The sequence below is a fragment of the Ensifer sp. LC11 genome, assembly GCF_001695835.1.
Classification (GTDB): Bacteria; Pseudomonadota; Alphaproteobacteria; order Rhizobiales; family Rhizobiaceae; genus Ensifer.
Window position 1 is genome coordinate 1 of record NZ_MBSO01000044.1, and the last position, 16,455, is coordinate 16,455.

The 16,455-nt window shown below is 61.1% G+C and carries 18 protein-coding genes; 8 read left to right on the top strand and 10 right to left on the bottom strand.

Annotated elements, in window-relative coordinates; genetic code table 11:
- Positions 1–125: 125 nt before the first annotated feature.
- Positions 126–839 (bottom strand): hypothetical protein, encoded by a 714-nt coding sequence (locus tag BBX50_RS23935; protein WP_065777807.1) that lies wholly within the window; start codon positions 837–839, stop codon positions 126–128.
- Between the two features lie 186 nt (positions 840–1,025).
- Positions 1,026–1,478 (bottom strand): DUF5330 domain-containing protein, encoded by a 453-nt coding sequence (locus BBX50_RS23940; protein ID WP_065777808.1) that lies wholly within the window; start codon positions 1,476–1,478, stop codon positions 1,026–1,028.
- A 641-nt stretch (positions 1,479–2,119) separates the two neighbouring features.
- Here BBX50_RS23940 and BBX50_RS23945 point away from each other — a divergent pair.
- The 4 genes from BBX50_RS23945 (at position 2,120) to BBX50_RS23960 (ending at position 6,099) form a co-directional block, all read left to right on the top strand.
- A complete protein-coding gene (locus tag BBX50_RS23945; protein WP_065777809.1) occupies positions 2,120–3,688 on the top strand; it encodes a HAMP domain-containing sensor histidine kinase in 1,569 nt (522 codons plus the stop codon).
- A complete protein-coding gene (locus BBX50_RS23950) occupies positions 3,660–4,622 on the top strand; it encodes a peptidoglycan-binding domain-containing protein (protein WP_065777810.1) in 963 nt (320 codons plus the stop codon). Before BBX50_RS23945 ends, BBX50_RS23950 begins: the two co-directional genes overlap by 29 nt.
- Before the next feature lie 129 nt (positions 4,623–4,751).
- Entirely contained in the window at positions 4,752–5,111 is a 360-nt protein-coding gene (locus BBX50_RS23955) for a DUF1491 family protein (RefSeq protein ID WP_065777811.1), read from the top strand.
- 64 nt (positions 5,112–5,175) lie between these two features.
- Positions 5,176–6,099 (top strand): MerR family transcriptional regulator, encoded by a 924-nt coding sequence (locus tag BBX50_RS23960; protein WP_065777812.1) that lies wholly within the window; start codon positions 5,176–5,178, stop codon positions 6,097–6,099.
- A gap of 218 nt (positions 6,100–6,317) precedes the next feature.
- Here BBX50_RS23960 and BBX50_RS23965 read toward each other — a convergent pair whose 3' ends face one another.
- The 3 genes from BBX50_RS23965 to BBX50_RS23975 form a co-directional block, all read right to left on the bottom strand.
- Positions 6,318–7,304, bottom strand: coding sequence for a DUF2336 domain-containing protein (locus BBX50_RS23965; RefSeq protein WP_201723522.1), 987 nt, complete (start codon positions 7,302–7,304; stop codon positions 6,318–6,320).
- Positions 7,305–7,856: 552 nt separating this feature from the next.
- The gene (locus tag BBX50_RS23970; protein ID WP_065777814.1) at positions 7,857–8,255 is read right to left on the bottom strand and encodes a hypothetical protein; all 399 of its coding nucleotides are present in this window, start codon (positions 8,253–8,255) and stop codon (positions 7,857–7,859) included.
- Complete coding sequence (locus BBX50_RS23975; protein ID WP_065777815.1) at positions 8,248–8,940, bottom strand: hypothetical protein; 693 nt, start codon at positions 8,938–8,940, stop codon at positions 8,248–8,250. The genes BBX50_RS23970 and BBX50_RS23975 overlap by 8 nt, the downstream gene beginning before the upstream one ends.
- A 288-nt stretch (positions 8,941–9,228) precedes the next feature.
- Here BBX50_RS23975 and BBX50_RS23980 point away from each other — a divergent pair, with 288 nt between their 5' ends.
- The 3 genes from BBX50_RS23980 to BBX50_RS30610 all read left to right on the top strand — a co-directional run bounded on the left by BBX50_RS23980 (position 9,229) and on the right by BBX50_RS30610 (position 10,845).
- Positions 9,229–9,900, top strand: coding sequence for an SH3 domain-containing protein (locus BBX50_RS23980; RefSeq protein WP_065777816.1), 672 nt, complete (start codon positions 9,229–9,231; stop codon positions 9,898–9,900).
- Between the two features lie 151 nt (positions 9,901–10,051).
- A complete protein-coding gene (locus BBX50_RS23985) occupies positions 10,052–10,333 on the top strand; it encodes a hypothetical protein (RefSeq protein WP_065777817.1) in 282 nt (93 codons plus the stop codon).
- Between the two features lie 338 nt (positions 10,334–10,671).
- On the top strand, positions 10,672–10,845 hold the full coding sequence (locus BBX50_RS30610) for a hypothetical protein (protein ID WP_201723523.1): 174 nt from the start codon (positions 10,672–10,674) through the stop codon (positions 10,843–10,845).
- A 169-nt stretch (positions 10,846–11,014) separates the two neighbouring features.
- Here BBX50_RS30610 and BBX50_RS23990 read toward each other — a convergent pair whose 3' ends face one another.
- The 3 genes from BBX50_RS23990 to BBX50_RS24000 form a co-directional block, all read right to left on the bottom strand.
- A complete protein-coding gene (locus tag BBX50_RS23990) occupies positions 11,015–11,560 on the bottom strand; it encodes a DUF1254 domain-containing protein (protein WP_065777818.1) in 546 nt (181 codons plus the stop codon).
- Entirely contained in the window at positions 11,553–12,140 is a 588-nt protein-coding gene (locus BBX50_RS23995; protein WP_065777819.1) for a DUF1214 domain-containing protein, read from the bottom strand. The genes BBX50_RS23990 and BBX50_RS23995 overlap by 8 nt, the downstream gene beginning before the upstream one ends.
- 156 nt (positions 12,141–12,296) lie before the next feature.
- On the bottom strand, positions 12,297–14,498 hold the full coding sequence (locus tag BBX50_RS24000) for a transglycosylase domain-containing protein (RefSeq protein WP_065777820.1): 2,202 nt from the start codon (positions 14,496–14,498) through the stop codon (positions 12,297–12,299).
- A 267-nt stretch (positions 14,499–14,765) separates the two neighbouring features.
- Between BBX50_RS24000 and BBX50_RS24005 the strand changes: the two genes are divergently transcribed.
- Positions 14,766–15,233: a YcgN family cysteine cluster protein gene (locus BBX50_RS24005; protein WP_065777821.1), complete on the top strand. Its 468-nt coding sequence runs from the start codon at positions 14,766–14,768 to the stop codon at positions 15,231–15,233.
- Positions 15,234–15,316: 83 nt separating this feature from the next.
- Here BBX50_RS24005 and BBX50_RS24010 read toward each other — a convergent pair whose 3' ends face one another.
- Positions 15,317–15,655, bottom strand: a complete 339-nt coding sequence (locus tag BBX50_RS24010; RefSeq protein WP_065777822.1) for an MmcQ/YjbR family DNA-binding protein — start codon at positions 15,653–15,655, stop codon at positions 15,317–15,319.
- Positions 15,656–15,918: 263 nt separating this feature from the next.
- Positions 15,919–16,059 carry a hypothetical protein gene (locus BBX50_RS30615; protein ID WP_201723524.1) on the bottom strand — a complete coding sequence of 47 codons (141 nt, stop codon included), beginning with the start codon at positions 16,057–16,059 and terminating at the stop codon, positions 15,919–15,921.
- Positions 16,060–16,455: the final 396 nt, after the last annotated feature.

The window sequence follows — 16,455 nt, forward strand, 5'->3', positions numbered from 1 at the left end:
CACGGTCGCGAATATCCAACGAATGGAACTTGCCCATGAAACACCTCCACGCAGACGTGAATCACAGATGCCATCACAACGGAATCTCTGCGAGTCGATTAAATCGAACGATGCTTTAGCCGCGGTTAGATGGAAACGCTTGTCGGGATGGTGAGGGCGGCGGCCGCGGTCGCATCGGTGCCGCCAAGTTGACCAACGGCGGCGGACAAGGCGTGGCTGGCCGTTCGCGCAGCATCGGCGCCCCGGCCAGATCCCTTGGCGCGCAAATCCTGTTCCGCCTTTCGCAGTATCTGTTTCAGTTGTTCGGCAACCGATTTGAGTTCGGCCGCCACTCTCACTGTAAGATCGGACTGATCGTCGTCGCCGTCGAATTCGCGATAGGCGCGCGCCACGAAGGTTGATTGGTCCGGCGTGGTGACTGCCTGCTCTGCGATCTCCGTATCTCCGGCTTGTGCGTTGGCGGCTTCTGCCAGCGCCGCGGCGGCCGCAGCGGCGGCCCCGGAAGCGGATGTTGCGTCGCTCGTTCCTCCGGTCGCCCCAGCGCCGCCCAACTGCTGGGCGGCCGTTCCCAGTTGCTGGGCGAGTTGCTTGGCGAGCCTTGCAAGCGTTTCCGGATCCGATGCCCAGAACCGCAGCATCCGAAGCTGCTCCTTGATCTCGTCAAGCTTCTTCTTGGCCGCGGCGGCGCGGTCGGCATTGCTTTCGTTGCCGGAAACGAGACGGAGCGCGGCGGAGGCCGGGGTCTTGTTTTCGCTGTTCACGGTTTCACTGGCGGTTGACGTGCCGGGCGCGGTCGGTCGCATCGCGCCCGCATTCGTGAAAAGCCCATAAATCTGCATAAAGGTGCCTCCGCTTGCCGTGCGGCGGAGATAAGCAGCCACGGCTTGTGCGTGGCTGGCTCTGGGTGATCAGCGGTTGCGTCCGGAAAAAAGAAATTGCCGCGAGGGGATGGGCTCCTCGCGGCGGCCGCAACAATGCGGCAAGTCAGGCAGTTGAGTCAGGAATGGTGTGAAGGCCGTGCAGCGTTACTGGGTGACCGTGGCCTTCGGGTCGAGGCGCTTCTCGGGAACCGGCGTACGCTTGAACACGGGCTCTGCATCGAGCGTACTGACTTCGGAGGCCGGGGCTGCCGACGTATCGGTCATCGCCGGCGTGACCGTACCGGTCACCACCTTGGCGTCCGGCTTTACGGCATCGGTTTCGGCAAACTGGGTGTCCAGGAATTCATAGGCGATACGGGCGCCTTCGCGAGCCCGGTGGCCGAGGGCAACGAAGGTCTCGGCCCCTTTCTCGCAAATGTCCGGCTTCTGGATGCAGATGGCGCTGATGTACTGGAACGCTTCGTTGGCCGCGGTGAAGGTGTCGCCAAGCTCCACCTTGGGCGCATGTTCGAGCTTCTGCGAACTGGAGGGATCGAGGAACGGCAGCAACACCAGCACCAGCGAAAACCAGAAAGTCGCCTTGATGAGAAACCACATGTTCTGCCCATCCTTCGTTCGGCCGCCGCGGCCCGCCAGTCTTCTAGCTGGCTTTTGCACCTTCGGCATCCCGCAGCGCCGTCGTATCCCCTGATACCCGTCCACGCTGCCGTTGTTTCCTCGGGAACCCGCCGGCATCCTTGCGGCGCCTGGCCCTTTGTTGAGATCGACAATAGGGCGGGAATCACAAGACGGCTTTTCGAAATCGAGCGGCATTTGCTTCAAATTTTAATGAAATGCCGGTGTTGCGCGCTTTGCCGAGCATTTGTGTCGCATTTTAGCGTTTGCCGTTAAGGTTCATGGCAGGCCGTCCTTGGCGAACCCCGAAAGCGCCGGTGGTCGCGCCGAATCAGCACGCCACAATCGTTAACGTGACCCGGAAAATGCACGGAAATCCGTTGCTTACGCCCCGTTAACCACAAGAAATGAAGGCCGGTCGATTTGCCTCAAAACGGGATTTTTCGGCCGTTTCACGCGGTTCCGGCACGGCTGCGTTTATTCTTTCATTAAGCCGGGGATGCGAGATTCCGACATGTCACGAGGTGGCTTTTGAGTCCCGGTTCGCAGGATGCGGAGTTCGCCGGAACAGCCTCGCAAGAACAACAAATGTAGCAGGGTATAGCGTGAGCGTATTGCGTAACATGGCTGGCAGATGGGCGTCCCGTGCGGACGAGGTCGCGGCCCTGTGGCTTCCCCGTCGCGAGGCGTCGTCGCCCGCCGGCCACCGCGATGCCAAGCGTGTGCGTACTGTGGCGGCTGTCTCTCTAACGGCGCTGCCGGTGGTGCCGCTCGCGCTTTCGCTCGCCATGCCCTTGTCGTCGGCTCTTCCGCTCGGCACGGCCCTTTGGGCCTCCACCGCGCTGCTCGCCGCAGCCGTTGCAATCGCACGCGGTCGGGCTCCGCAAGCAGAAGCACCCGCTTCGACTGACCTTGCTCTGCCGGATTTGTCGGCGGCCTATGATCTCTTCGCGGGTCTGATAACCGTGCACGACCTGCGCGGCAACGTCCTTTCGGTCCATGGCCGCGATGCGGCCGAGCACCTGACGTTGATGCGCGACCCGGCTGGCCGCGGCTTCATCGAGCAGATCCACGTTTCCGATCGCATCACCTTCCTGAGCGCGATCGACATCCTTCGTCAGGGCGGCGACCGGGCGACGGTCGATATCCGCATCGAGCGGCGGACGCTGCCGGTCGAAGGCGAGCAGTTCGTCTATATGTCCTGCGAACTGGCGCCGCTGCGCGACGCCAATGGCCGCCTGACGGCGATCCTTGCTCAATCACGCGACGTTTCTCAGGAGGCGGGTTTGCGTGCCGAAGCGGCTGCCAGGACCGCAGAGGCCGTATCGGCCAACGACGCCAAGACCCGTTTCCTCGCTGCCGTCAGCCATGAACTGCGCACGCCGCTCAACGCCATTCTTGGTTTTTCCGACGTGCTGTCAGGCGAATACTTCGGCAAGCTTGAGAACGATCGCCAGCGCGAATATGTGGACCTCATCCACAAATCGGGCGAGCACCTGCTCTCCGTCGTCAACACCATGCTCGACATGAGCAAGATCGAGGCCGGCCGCTACGAGCTTATGCCCGAGCCTTTCCGCGTCGCCGATGCTGTTGCGGCCTGCGAGGCCATGCTGTCACACCAGGCCGCAGAAAAAGGCGTCAAGCTGGCGAGCCGCATTACCCGTGGCATCGGCGAAATCAACGCCGACCAGCGTGCCTTCCAGCAGATTCTCATCAATCTGGTCGGCAATGCGGTCAAGTTCACCAATCATGGCGGTGTGGTGACGATCGACGCGGAGGCGGACGGCGCGATGCTGAAGCTCTCCGTCAGCGACACCGGCATCGGGATCGCGGCAGACAAGTTGGCGCTGCTTGGTCAACCTTTTGTCCAGATCCAGAACGACTATACCCGCCGCTACGAAGGCACCGGCCTCGGCCTGTCGCTGGTCAAGGGCCTGGTCGCGCTCCACGGTGGCGATCTTACGATCCGCAGCCGCGAGGGTGAGGGCACGGTCATCGCCATCACGCTTTCGCGCGATGGCTCCGGTATCGCCTGTGCAGAGCGCGTGGAAGAGCGTGCACCGGTGACGGTTGAGTTCCCGCCGCGCCTTAGGGATGGCGACACCGCTCCAGCCGTTGACGCGGGGCGAATGGAAGGGAAGGGTTTGAACGAGGAACGGGGATATGGCGCCGCGCAAGCGAAAACAGCCTGAACGGAAGAAGGCCGCGCGGCAAGCGCCCGGCCTGGCCGTGCGCGGGCTGGCCCTTGCCGGACGGGGTGTTGGGCTTGGCGGGCGCCTGATGGCGCGCCATCCGTTGGTCTCGGGTGGCTCGGCAGCCTTCCTCGTTGTCTTCTCTTTCGTCGCAGCGAACGCCATGTGGTATCAGCACGGCGTGCATCCGTCGCCACTGTTGCGCACGCGGGTGCCGCTCGTCAGCGCCGAGACGGCGCAACGGATCGCCATTGCCAAGGGCGAGGAGATCGAGCCGCGAAACGTGACCACCTTCGTCATTGAGCGCGAAGGGAAGCCCAAGGCGGAAAACGTCGAGGACGTGATCGCCGCGGGGTCAGACCAGCTCTCAGGAAAGCCGTCTCCCGAGCGTGTGGCAAGCGTGCCGGAAGCAGCCCCATCGAAACTTGTCGCCGATATCCAGAAGGAATTGAGCCGGATCGGTCTTTACGACGGTTTGCCGGACGGTCGCAGCGGTCCGCGAACGGCGGCAGCGATCCTGCGCTTCGAAGAGCGGGCCGGCCGTGCAGAGACCGGCTCGGCCAGTGCCGAGCTGTTGCAGGCACTTCGCGCCGCGCCTGGGCAGAAGATCGCGCAAGTCACACCGGCAGGAAGACCTCTTGCGGAAGCTAGAGGTAGTGGCGTGGAGATCGATCCTGTCGCTGCGGCGATAAGGTCCGCCGAAAAGGAAAGTACGTTCACGCCGCGCGCCGAAATTCCGGTTTCGAGCGAGCTGGTCCTAAACATCCAGAAAGGACTCAGCAATCTCGCCTATGCGGACGTGGCGGTTGACGGCGTCGCCGGCGAGCAGACGCGGGCTGCGATCCGCCATTTCGAGAAGCACTACCGGCTACCACAGACCGGCGAGCCGAATGCCCAGGTCTTGAAGAAGCTCAAGGAAATCGGCGCGCTTTAGCGTGGTCACCCGCCACCGGTAACCCGGCGATCCGAGACCGGTTGCGCCGGCATCCGTAAACGATGGCGCACGTGTCGCTCCGCAAACCTGCGATTTGCCTCCGTTGGCCCGCGCGTGTATCAGCCTTTCATGCGCCTGAAGTCTCACATCTTCGTCTCATCCCTCCTGCGCCGCGCGTTTTCGCTCGGTGGCTATGCTGCTGTGCTGCGCAAGGGAGCGGAGGATGCCGGCGCGATCTTCATCCGCCAGCGGACGAGGCTCGGCACCGAGACGCTCTTTGCGCCGGCGCCGCAGAATTTCTTCGACCACGAGGTCGATCTTGGCCGCAAGTTCGAGGCGCGGCTTCGCGACAGCGAGGCCGAGCGCGTCGAGGCAGCGCTGGCCAGCGAGATCCGGTTCGATCCGGACTGCTGGATCGTGGAGATCGAACTGGACGACCACGGCGATCTGTTCGAGGTCGTTCCAGAGGATGGCACAAGCCGGCCCTAGGCCGTCTTGCGGATCGGGCTGACCTGCTTGACTCTCCACTTGGTGGAGGCCGTAGGACACGCTCATGGACGATCAAATCTACTCGATAGGCGAACTCTCGAAGCTGAGCGGCATACCGGTCAGGCGGCTGCGGTTCTATTCGGACAAAGGGCTGTTGCCGCCGTCCGCACGGACGCAGAGTGGCTACCGCATGTATTCCGGAGCCGAACTGGCACGGCTGGACCTCGTTCTTGCCCTGCGGGAAGCAGGCGTGAGCCTCGCAGAGATCCAGAAGATCCTGGCCAACCGAACATCGTTTGCTGACGTTCTGGCGTTGCGGCTTCGAACGCTCGAAACCGAAATCCGGTCAAAGCGCCGGATCGCCGCAGCCTTGCGAGTGGCTTTGAAACTCCATGAACCCTCCCCAATGGACCTCAGGAGATTATGGACCGTGACCAGGCTTTCAAAGACGGAATTTCGTGCCGCGCTCAAACGCTTTTATGACGACGTCGCCGGCGACGCGCCGGTGGACGCGGCGTGGAAAAGGAAAATGATGGATGCCGGCACGCCGGACTTGCCAGAGGACCCGACGCCGGAACAGATCGACGCCTGGACGGAACTGATGGATATGCTGTCCGACAAGGCCTATGCCGCAGAGATGCGCGCCTACATGTCCACCTTGTGGACCGCGGAGTTCGACGCCGCCGCCTATGCCCAGGCAGCCGACGCCACTTTCGCGCGGGTCAGGGCCGCCATCGAAAATGGCCTGGGTCCTCAATCAACTGTCGGCAGGGAGATCGCTGCTGACTGGTTGGCGCGTTCGGCACAGGCGATGAGGCGGGCTCCGGACAAGGATTTTCTGGACTGGCAGCTCGAGCAATACCGCAAACACCACGCCCGCTCCGCGCGCTACCAGGAATTGATGGCGGTGCTGCAGGGGCAGGGGCCGCAGGCTCCGACAGGTCGCGAATGGAGCTGGATCATCGACGCGATGAAACAGCTTTTCTAGAGTGCCGTGCGTTCATGCGAGCGCACAAGGGACGCATTAGCCCTCTGATTCCAAGGCATCTTTCTGCCTCGGGTCATCCTACCTGAGGCAGGATGTTCTAGGACAAGGGGGCAGCAGGCCCGCCGGCTCATCCTATTCGCTAGGCCCGCTCCCGGCACGCGAGCATGCCGCGTCGCCGCGGCGTTCAAGATGAAAGTTTCTTCAAAAACCCGGAGCGTCTAGCCGCGGCGCCGGCCGAAAAGTCGTTGCGGCTGCACATTGACGGAGGCCGCTGCCATCTTGCGCGGGCCGATCTGCCGCGCGTCGTTGGCGGGATTCTCGGCAAAATAGGCTTCGTGTCTTGCGGTTGGCGCGGCTTCTTCAGCTTCCGCATCGAACCAGGCATCGAGCTGTTTGCGGCAGGCAGTGCGGTTCATGGCGCCGATCAACGCTGCGGCATGGCTCGTTTCGCCAAAGGGTTCGCCAAGATGCGGATAGAGGGCTTGAAGCACGAAGCCGGCATCGGTGGCGTCGACGTCGAGCGCGACGAGGCTCGTCGCGAGCCGCTGTCCGGAGATATCGAGCAGGATGCTCTCGACGTGGGCGTCCTTGGTGCCGAGTGCCTGACCGAGGACGCGCGAAAACAGGATGATCTCGCCGCTGCGGGCGAAGCGGACAAGCAGGGCAGCGTGGACCTCGGTGATCGCCTCGGACGAAGCCGCCGGCGCAGCGTTGTGCGAACGGGCGCCGGCCAGCGCTTTGATCTCGCGGCGTAGCGCTTCTTCGCGCGCTGTGCGCAAGGAAGCGGCTTCGGCCTCCAGGTTCGTTTGCTCGGCTGCGGCCGGGTTCGCTGCGCTGTTGCGGGCTGCAAGCCCAGGCGGATTGTGATGCTCGACCAGGGCATCGACGACAAGAGGAGAGAGGTTCGGGCGGCGAGCGATGGCTGCGGCATATTCTGGCCCGCGCTCGCGGATGATCGCAATGAGAGTCCGGTCCGAAATCGCCTTTGAACGGGTGAGGAAGATCGCGGCGATCGCGATCGGCATGCCGCCGATGAGCACGGCGACCGCTTCGGGAATCTGCTGGCACTGGGAAAGGGCGGCGGCTGCCTGTCGGCGCGCTTCGTTGCTGGAGCCGAGGAACAGCGGCTCGAACAGCTCTGCAAACTGCTTCATGTCGGATTTGCGGGGCAAACGCAGGCTTTCAAAACCAGTGACAGTCGCCATCAGGACAACGTCCTTCAGGCGGCCAGTCTGTGGCCTTTCCAACTCACGAAAGCGATCCGTCACGATAATTCCCTACACGCAAAACATGATCGCCATTGCCGGCGATCCGGAACGGCACACGTCGCAAAAACTAAAAGAAAAGCGTTAGTCCAGTGCGCCTTTACAAACACTGCATCTCAGTCGCTAAGTGTTTGTTTTTACGTACCTTCTACTACAATACCCGCTTCACCTTGCTTTAGGCTGACGCTAACAAAGCGTAACGGTTCAGGGTTAATAGAGCATGAACGGGTTATTTCAGGGATCCTGAATATTTCGCGCGCGCCTTTGGTGCGTGGCTTTGTTGTCTCCATTTTTGATTGTAAACGCAGGTGCAGTTTCGCTGGTGAACGCTTCGATGGAGAGCCTGCGAGGGTTGCTGCAGGGTGCACTTTGACGCGTTCCTGCGCGATCGAGCCGGTGGATGATGGGCGCGGTAGGAACACCGTGTCAGACAGCCACATGATGGTTGCCGCTCTCTCGTGTAACGGGCGGCGATTGGATGCCGGCAGCCGATCAGCCTTTTCCTGGGCGAGGCGCAGAAGGCTTCGTAAGGGCTAAAGGCACAATCTCGAAGTCATCGAATTTCAACTCCGGTTGCCTGCAAGGAAGCCAATTACCAATTTTTCTAACAATTCCTATCGTCTCTGGGCGGACACCTATCCAGACTGACTCGTCGCACTTGCCGACCTGTATGATTTTAAACTGCTTGTCGACCTGCACCACATAGGCGTCTTCTTCTGGATTAGGGTATGGCTTAATTCTCACCCTCGCCCTGATGGGCGTCCCATCTTTCGTGACGGTTATCACCTTTATGGTTACGGGCGGACCATCTTGTGCGTTGAGTACATCCCCCGCTCCAACGCCTTGAACCAAGAACAGTGTGCAGAACGCGGAGACGATCGCTCTAGTCATCTGTCGACCCTCTCTGCTCGATGATGACTCTCAAAGTCTTCGGCTCGTTAGGGGGCGGTACCGCAGTGCGTCGTCCATACCACTGCAAACCAATGGCGACAAAAGCCCCCGCAAACCAGAGCGCCAGCAGGCATATCAGGCCAAAGAACGTACGGGTCAAATATCCCAAATAGTTGGCAATCAGCCACCCCTCCCAGGATTCCCCCCTTCGGAAAATGATGCCGGGATTCTGCGAGCCTAAGTCTCCTTCTGGCTCATAGAGCAGCATGATTTCGTCCTGCGCCGACTTTACACGGATCTCATATCTGACGGCCGATTGCGGAGCCAATCTGGCATCCGCCTTAAAGATAGGGCCGTCGGATTCAATATTTGAGTTGTAAGATACGCCGCTCAAAGGAATGAAAGTGATCACGCTGCCAACGTCGGGCGCAGCAAAACAATCTGCCGTGGTCACCCCGGCACAACGGAAACTAAACTTTCCGGAAGCCAGATTATGGGCGAGTGATCTATTGTAAATATCGATGCTTTTGAAATGTTGGCCTTCAGCCGTTACATTTTTGATTTCAAACTCGATGATGTTGGCCTGTTTGAGGTCGTCGACGCTTGTGTTCACAACCCAGCCAGTAGCACCTACGGCTGCAACAAGTACGTAAGGTGCGGTCGCGTCAAGCCATACGTTCGCCATAATAGTGCCGCCCGAGAAGCTCGTTGCTATGCACTATACTAATTTAGCGAGTGGCCATCAAATGATTGGCAACCTTGCCCTCCGGAGATGGCCGAAGCGTCGGCCTAAAAATGACCCCATCAAAAGGGGCAAGTTCGGGGTGGTATTTGTCCGGGGACATCCGCCGCAGCAGCCATAAAAAATCCACATGCGGACATGAGGTATCGCAGCGACGGTGAAGGGCTCCGGACGCCCGCCGACGTTTGGGGGCCAGTGAAGAGGGGCCTCTTCCACGGGAGAAACGGAACTGTGAAGAAATTTATCTTGCGCGCGGCGGCGGTCTGCGCGCTCCTTGCCGCTCCGGCAATCGCTGCAGCTGCGGAAGGCTTTGCTACTGCCAATGTCAACATGCGCTCGGGCCCGAGCACCCGTTATCCGGCGGTGTCGCTGATCCCGGCTGGCGAATCGGTGGAAATCCACGGCTGCCTTGCGGACCTGCCGTGGTGCGACGTGTCGTTCTACGGTGGGCGCGGCTGGGTTGCCGGCCGCTATGTCCAGGCCGACTACCGCCGCAATCGCGTCTATGTCGAGCCGCGTTACTATCGCCCGCTCGGAATTCCGACGGTGGTCTTCCAGTTCGACAGCTATTGGGACCGCAATTACCGGGGCCGCGATTTCTATCGCGAGCGCGATCGCTGGCGCCGCGGGCCGGACTGGGTCGACGACCGCCGTGATCGCCGCGACTGGGAACGGCGCAGCGAGCAAGGCGACTGGGACCGCCGGCAGCGCGAGGAGGAATGGCGGCGCGATGGCGAATGGCGGCGTGAGCGCGCGGAACGCACGGAGCGCGAGGAGTGGCGTACTTGGGAGCGCCGCAGTGACGGTGTGCGGGTGCGGCAGGACGACGGCACCTTGTACGAAGGCGCCCGCCCGGCCCCATTGGTTCGGTGCCAATTCGACGATCCCTACTGCGAGAACTGAGCCGAAGCGCTGCACATCGACCAAGCGCAAATCGACGAAAGCGGGCGGCCTTGGCCGCCCGTTTGCTTTTTGCCGACCCGGTTTTACCGCTGTCGAGCGGAACCAAACGCCGGCCGGCGCGTTGAAATCGCGCAGACAAGGGAGCGTTGTAATGGTCGAGAAGAAATTGCAGACAGTGCAGAAAGTTGCCGAGGGTGAAGCGGAAACGGACGCCCGCGCGGAGGTTGATGCGCAGATCGCCGAGTTGCGCGCAGAAATCGCCCGACTGACGGAAGCGGTTGCGGCGATCGGAGCAAGCACGAAGGCGGTCATGCAGGGAGAGGCGGATCTCCTGGCAGAACGGGTTCGCGAAAGGGTACGTGACGAACCGCTGTCATCTCTGGTCGCGGTTGCGGGCGTGTCCTTTCTGTTCGGTCTGTTGTCCCGCCGCTAGTGTCAAAAGCGAAGAAGCCCGCGATGCTGAAGCGGGTTCCGAGGTGTTACCTTGGATACATCGCGAAGCGTCGTCCAAGGACATAATGAATACAGGTTGAGGTTGCAGTGTTTATATTAGGGACTTGTTAACCAACCTATGGCTCTATCGAGTCGGACCCGGTATCATCCGACCGCGTCGTGTGGACCAGAACAGCAACATCCGGGCGACCGGAAGAAGGAGCAAACGAGAAAGGCGCGCCTGTCCAGGCAAGACCTGGGAAAATGCGCTGGCCCGAGAACGGGCAGGGTGAAATCTGTACGGTACTTCATCCGTCTCAAGACTTTATGGAGACGAGCATGGCAGACGTGATCAGAATTCAGGACCGTAAGGTTCGTATACCGCCACGCAGACCTCCGGCCATTTCGGGCGGGGCCAAGGTGCTTCTGTTCACCGGTATCCGTTACGAGCGCCTCGACGGCCGCGACCCGCAGCCGACGGCGCCAGACGGCCGCCGCATCAAGAAGCAGTAAGCGTCGCTCTCATCCGGCGTCAGCGACCCGAATGGTCGCGCGTCCTCTCGCCCAATGTTTCGGGCCATCTCCATAGCAGCCGCTGAAGTGACGCGACGACATGACGGTCACCGCCGTTTTCCAGCCGTCGCCTATGCCTTAGGCACCTTCATGCCGAACGTGCCGCAGTTCACCGCCGAAACGGTTCGCAAGTCGATTCCGCAAGGAAGTTTCGCACTTGCTCCTCAAAGCTGTCGACCGGCGCCATCGCTCGCAGCACGGCAAAGCCATCCTGCTCCTTCATCTCGACCATGATCGATTGTGCGAGCGCTTCCGGCGGAGACTTACGCAGTTCGACCAGCTGGATCGGCGTTGCGACGACAAGATCGAGCTTGCCGTTGACCGCCGTATGGTCGTTCATGCTGAAGACTTCGTTTGAATTGCTGTCGAAGACCGCGAGCGACCAGAACGGCACGCTGCCGCTGGCGAGGAAGCGCGCCGGCCCGTCCGAGATCGAGAAGCTGCAAACGGCCGTCCTGAGATAGGGGTCGCTATTGGCAAGACCGGTCGGGCCTGGCGTGCTTGTCAGTGCAAAGAAGCTGTCCATCTCCAACAGGCCGAGTACGCGGGTGTAGGCGTCGCGGCCGGTAAATTGTGGCAGCGCCAGAACGACGATGATGTGCAGCAGGGCCGCGCCGACCAGGCCGAGGATTGTGGCGAAGAGAACACTACGCATCGCCGCACCCCGTCTTGGTGATAACAGGCATAGCGAGGTCGATCAGGCCGGACGAGCCCGCGGTCGGCGTGTCGAGCAGCGTCAACACCAGCCGGAAAGTGCCCGAGTGGCGCACTGCGAGCCAGTTGTCGGGTTGTGCGTTCGGCGAAACATGGACCGTGAAGTTGCTGTTTTCGCCGCGCAATACCGTCCAGGAATTAAGCGCGGATGGCAGATCGGATCCGGGACGCAGCGGTTGTCCGTCGGCGTTCGCCGCGTAGAGTGTCCAGAAGCGTGCCTGCGGCGTGAGCCCGGTGACGTCGTAGGAGCAGGCGGCCTCTAGTTTTTCGCCCTTGTCATCGACCTGGGCACTGAACATCAGCCCTTCCGCGCCGCCATAGAGAAGCTCCCCGGCGCGCGCGCGGTGCGCCTTGGCGTAAGGGTCGGCATTGGCTGTCTGCGCCTCGGGAAAGGCGACCCAGGGGCCGATGGCGATCGAGCCGAAGCCGACCGTCGCCTTTAGCGCCCAAACGGCCGACGCAATACCGCCGCCAAACGCGATGGCGAGGGTGAGAGCGACGAGGAAGGGAATTCGAAACAAGGGCGGCTCTATCGGATATGGTTCTGCGGCAGGGCACCTGAGGGTTGTCCCTCTATCTCGCCGATATCCCTGTCCGGTGCAACCGTGGGCGCGGTCCCGTTTATGAACCGCTCATCGCCGGACCGAGGCCACTGCGAAGCGAGCATGCCCGAACCTTCAGTTGTTGGCGGCATCGAGGTTCGCCTGACCGGAGTGTTGTTCTTCAGCCGCGCCGAGAGCGGCGAGCTTGCCGCCGACCTTCTCGGATGCCTTTAGCGCCGGTGCCTTTTCGAAGGTCTCTCCAATCCTGCGCAACAGGCGCGTGACGTCGGTCGACAAGGAGCGCGGACGGATAAGTGGCGGCAGCGCATTTTCATCCGGTTTCACTGTTGCCACCTCCGGCTGCTTTACAGGCACCGTCGGGGCGGTGATCCCGGGGATTGCACGGTGTTCGATGCCTTGCTCGGCATAGTCCATCAGCCGCTTGAAGGTCATTGCCGGCAGCGAGCCGCCGGTCATGTCGTTGGTCGAGGTATAGTCGTCGTTGCCGAACCAGACGGCGGTCGTATAGTCGCCGGTGAAACCGACGAACCAGGCATCGCGATAGGCTTGCGTCGTGCCGGTCTTGCCGCCGACGACGATGCCGTTGTCGAGCGCTGCCTTGCGTGCCGTGCCGATGATCGGGATCTGCGTCAGCATGGAATTCATCGAAGCGCTGGCGCTTTCGGAGAGGATGCGCCGGGCAGGCGGTTCGTCGCGTCCGAAATCGTAGAGAATATCGCCGTCATAATTGAGGACCTGGCTGATCCCGTGGCGACGTGACTGCACGCCGCCGGCTGGAAACACCGCATAGGCGGTTGCCTGGTCGAGCACGGTGACTTCCGACGTGCCGAGCGGCATGGTCTTGTCGGTGCGGATAGGCGTTTCGATGCCCATGTCCTTGGCTGTCCGGGCGATCAGTTCGGTACCGAGCTTGTCCTTGGCGAGGCGCACGGGGATCGTGTTGATCGACTTGGCGATCGCCGTCAGGATGGTGATGCGGCCGGCATAGCTGCGGCCGTAGTTCTGCGGCGACCAGCCACGCCAGGTAATAGGCGCATCGACGACGACCGTTTCCGGTGTCATGCCCTTCTCCATCGCCGCCGCATAGGTGTAGACCTTGAAGGAGGAGCCTGGCTGGCGTAGCGCACGGGTCGCGCGGTTGAACTGGCTTTCGCCGTAGTCGCGGCCGCCGACCATGGCTCTGACTGGGCCGCCGTTTTCGACCATGACGAGCGCGCCCTGCTTCACACGGAAGCTCTCGCCGTATTGGCGCAGGCTCGATTCCACCGAGTCCTCGGCGGCGTTCTGCAGGCCCATGTCGATGGTGGTGCGCACGATCAGCGAATGCTGTGCGAAGGGGCGGGCGATGCGCTGAACTTCGTCGAAGGCCCAATCGAGGAAGAAGTCAGGCGCCTTCACCTGGGCGCGGTCGATCACGGTCGCGGGATTGAGGCGCGCGGCGATCACCTGGCCTTCGGTCATCAGCCCGCCCTGGACGAGGTTGGTCAGTACCTCGTTGGCGCGGCCGCGTGCAGCCGGCAGGTTGACATGTGGCGCATAGCGGGCGGGCGCCTTGAAGAGGCCGGCGAGCATCGCTGATTCCGCCAGGCTGACATCGGTGATCGATTTGCCGAAATAGAATTGTGCTGCCGCTGCCGCACCGAAGGTGCCGCCGCCCATATAGGCGCGGTCGAGATAGAGCCTGAGGATCTCCTTCTTCGACAGATTGCATTCGAGCCAGACGGCAAGGAAGGCTTCCTTGATCTTGCGCTCGATCGTCCGCTCGTTCGAAAGGAAGAGGTTCTTGGCAAGCTGCTGGGTCAGCGTCGAGCCGCCCTGGACGACGCCGCCGGCGCGTGCGTTCTCGGTCATGGCGCGGGCAAGGCCGAGGAAGTCGATGCCCCAATGGTCGAAGAAGCGACGGTCTTCGGTCGCCAGCACCGCCTTGATCAGGTGGTCGGGCAGTTCGTCGATCGGCACGGAATCTTCGTGGATGATGCCGCGGTGGCCGATCTCGTTGCCGTAGCGGTCGAGGAAGGTTACGGCGAAATCGCTCTGGGCGCGCCAGTTGCCCTTGGTTTCCTCAAACGCCGGAAGTGCCAGGGCCAACATCAGAACCGAGCCGACGGTGCCCCAGTTCATGCCTTCGCCGAGCACCTCGAAGACGGCCTTTTTCCAGCCGGTAACGCGGAAACGGCGAAAGAAGATGGTGGTGTCTTCCCACCATTGCGCCAGCTTGAAACCGGCATTCCACACCGTCGAATCGATCCAGGAGTCGATTCTCAGAAAGATGTGCCGTTTCTTCGGCCGATTGTCGTCTTTCCTCGGTTCCCGCACGGTCTCAACGTCCTGAAGGCTCTACGGCATCATGCCGCCGCCGTGTAATATTTGCACGACGTCAAATTCCAATCTACTTGCATATCGCGTTGCCGGCCTTAAAAAACCGGCAATTTTCTGCGAAATTTCTCTCCTGCATGCTTCCTTTGATCATCGCTGACCAAAAGACAAAACATGCAGAAACCCAAATTGCTACTGCGACCCTTGCACGTCTGATATGACGTGCCCGCGCAGTAGCGCGGCCGATTTGACGAAAGTGTGGTGACGATGGGCGAAATGCCTTTCTGGAAGGCGAAGAGCCTTGAAGACATGACCGACACGGAGTGGGAAAGCCTCTGCGACGGCTGTGGCCTCTGTTGTCTGAACAAGCTCGAGGATTGGGATACCGGCGAGATCGCCTGGACTTCGATCCGTTGCACCTTGCTCGATGGCGAGAGCTGTCGCTGCAAGGACTACGCCAATCGGCAGGCGACGGTGCCCGACTGCATTCAGCTCACGCCCAAGGCTGTTCGCGAGATCACCTGGCTGCCCCCGACCTGCGGTTACCGGTTGGTTGCTGAGGGCCGCGATCTCTACTGGTGGCATCCGCTGGTGTCAGGCGATCCGGAGACAGTCCATGCCGCGGGCATTTCGGTGCGCGGTCGCACCGTCGCCGAAGACGGCATCGACATCGAGGATTACGAAGATTACCTCGTCACCTGGCCGCTGGAGGTGGGTGAGGAAAGCGTGGATTGAGAAGGGCTTGGGCCTGTTGCGAAATCAACTGTCGAGCCGAACCTGCCCAGGGTCTGTGTAACCGTGCCTTCGGTTCGATCCGTCTAGTGGCCGCCGCCGTTCTTCTTGACCAGGCTTTTGGGCGCGACGTTGCGCCAGGCTGTTTCCATTGATTGGCGCACGAGATCTTCGTCCGCCTCAACGAAATAGAACGAGGTCCAGCCACGGTCTCCCCAGCCGCCGGGGACTGCGGCGCAGACGCCTGGCTCCATCTCCAGTAGCATGCGCTGTTGGTCCGGCGTGAACTTGAAGACGGCGCGGCCCGCTTCCGGCAAGCTCATGAAAATGCGCTTGCCCACACGGAAATCCCGGGTGCCGAAATGCGCATTTTCCTCCGTTCCCGGCAAGCTCAGCGCGAGTTTTTCAATCTCTTCGGTCAGCATCCGGCAAGAGTAACATGGTTTTGCCGAATGGCCAAAAGGCTGAAAATCACCACAAAAATCGGAGGGCTAACCGTCGGCGTCAGGGGTAGACGACCATGTGGGTGGCCGCAGACATCCACCCGAGGGCGCGTCACTGCCGCAATCAGGCTTGGCGACGGCGCGCGGTAGGACGGACGATCCTGGAGCGGATTTTCGGTGGCGCAAGCGCTGGTACGGGGAAGGAAGGGGCACGGCGCGCTGGGCGAGCGCGCATGGCTGCGCCCTTATTCAGCCGGCTGGATCGGCTTCGGCGTAACGTCCTTGGCGTCACGCATGGCGCGCCATTCGTTCTCGAACCGGTCGAGCAGGGATTGCGGTACCTTGGACTGCTGAGATGCGGTCTGGTTGTTCGCTTGTGTCTGCATCCGATCCTCCCGGGGCCTGTGACGGTTTCGTGAACGCTAATAACGCGGACAATTTCACATCGTAAAGGCTTTGTAAATCAGTAGCTTAAATCATTTAAACGATTGAAAAATATCTAAATCGATTAATTTTTCGTTGATCCACAGCCGTTTGTCAATGGAGTTGATGATTGCGGTCGGTATATATTCTTTTGAAGTAAATTGCCGGTATTTCCGCCTCTCCCTCCGCCGGCAATATTTGTGGCGACTACTGCAAGGTTTGTTCATTAATCCTCGTCGATTAGAGCGTTTCATTGCTTGTCTGAATCTGGGGGGATTCCCGGCCGGTCGGTTTTGTGATTCAAGATGCTGGCTGGGCGGAGGCCAGCTTCTGATGACACGAGCCCTTTCGAATGATCT

Coding starts and splice junctions, on each gene's coding strand:
- BBX50_RS23935 (WP_065777807.1), bottom strand. CDS start 839: ATGCAGATTTATGGGCTTTTCACGAATGCGGGCGCGATGCGACCGACC.
- BBX50_RS23940 (WP_065777808.1), bottom strand. CDS start 1,478: ATGTGGTTTCTCATCAAGGCGACTTTCTGGTTTTCGCTGGTGCTGGTG.
- BBX50_RS23945 (WP_065777809.1), top strand. CDS start 2,120: ATGGCTGGCAGATGGGCGTCCCGTGCGGACGAGGTCGCGGCCCTGTGG.
- BBX50_RS23950 (WP_065777810.1), top strand. CDS start 3,660: ATGGCGCCGCGCAAGCGAAAACAGCCTGAACGGAAGAAGGCCGCGCGG.
- BBX50_RS23955 (WP_065777811.1), top strand. CDS start 4,752: ATGCGCCTGAAGTCTCACATCTTCGTCTCATCCCTCCTGCGCCGCGCG.
- BBX50_RS23960 (WP_065777812.1), top strand. CDS start 5,176: ATGGACGATCAAATCTACTCGATAGGCGAACTCTCGAAGCTGAGCGGC.
- BBX50_RS23965 (WP_201723522.1), bottom strand. CDS start 7,304: ATGGCGACTGTCACTGGTTTTGAAAGCCTGCGTTTGCCCCGCAAATCC.
- BBX50_RS23970 (WP_065777814.1), bottom strand. CDS start 8,255: ATGACTAGAGCGATCGTCTCCGCGTTCTGCACACTGTTCTTGGTTCAA.
- BBX50_RS23975 (WP_065777815.1), bottom strand. CDS start 8,940: ATGGCGAACGTATGGCTTGACGCGACCGCACCTTACGTACTTGTTGCA.
- BBX50_RS23985 (WP_065777817.1), top strand. CDS start 10,052: ATGGTCGAGAAGAAATTGCAGACAGTGCAGAAAGTTGCCGAGGGTGAA.
- BBX50_RS30610 (WP_201723523.1), top strand. CDS start 10,672: ATGGCAGACGTGATCAGAATTCAGGACCGTAAGGTTCGTATACCGCCA.
- BBX50_RS23990 (WP_065777818.1), bottom strand. CDS start 11,560: ATGCGTAGTGTTCTCTTCGCCACAATCCTCGGCCTGGTCGGCGCGGCC.
- BBX50_RS24005 (WP_065777821.1), top strand. CDS start 14,766: ATGGGCGAAATGCCTTTCTGGAAGGCGAAGAGCCTTGAAGACATGACC.
- BBX50_RS24010 (WP_065777822.1), bottom strand. CDS start 15,655: ATGCTGACCGAAGAGATTGAAAAACTCGCGCTGAGCTTGCCGGGAACG.
- BBX50_RS30615 (WP_201723524.1), bottom strand. CDS start 16,059: ATGCAGACACAAGCGAACAACCAGACCGCATCTCAGCAGTCCAAGGTA.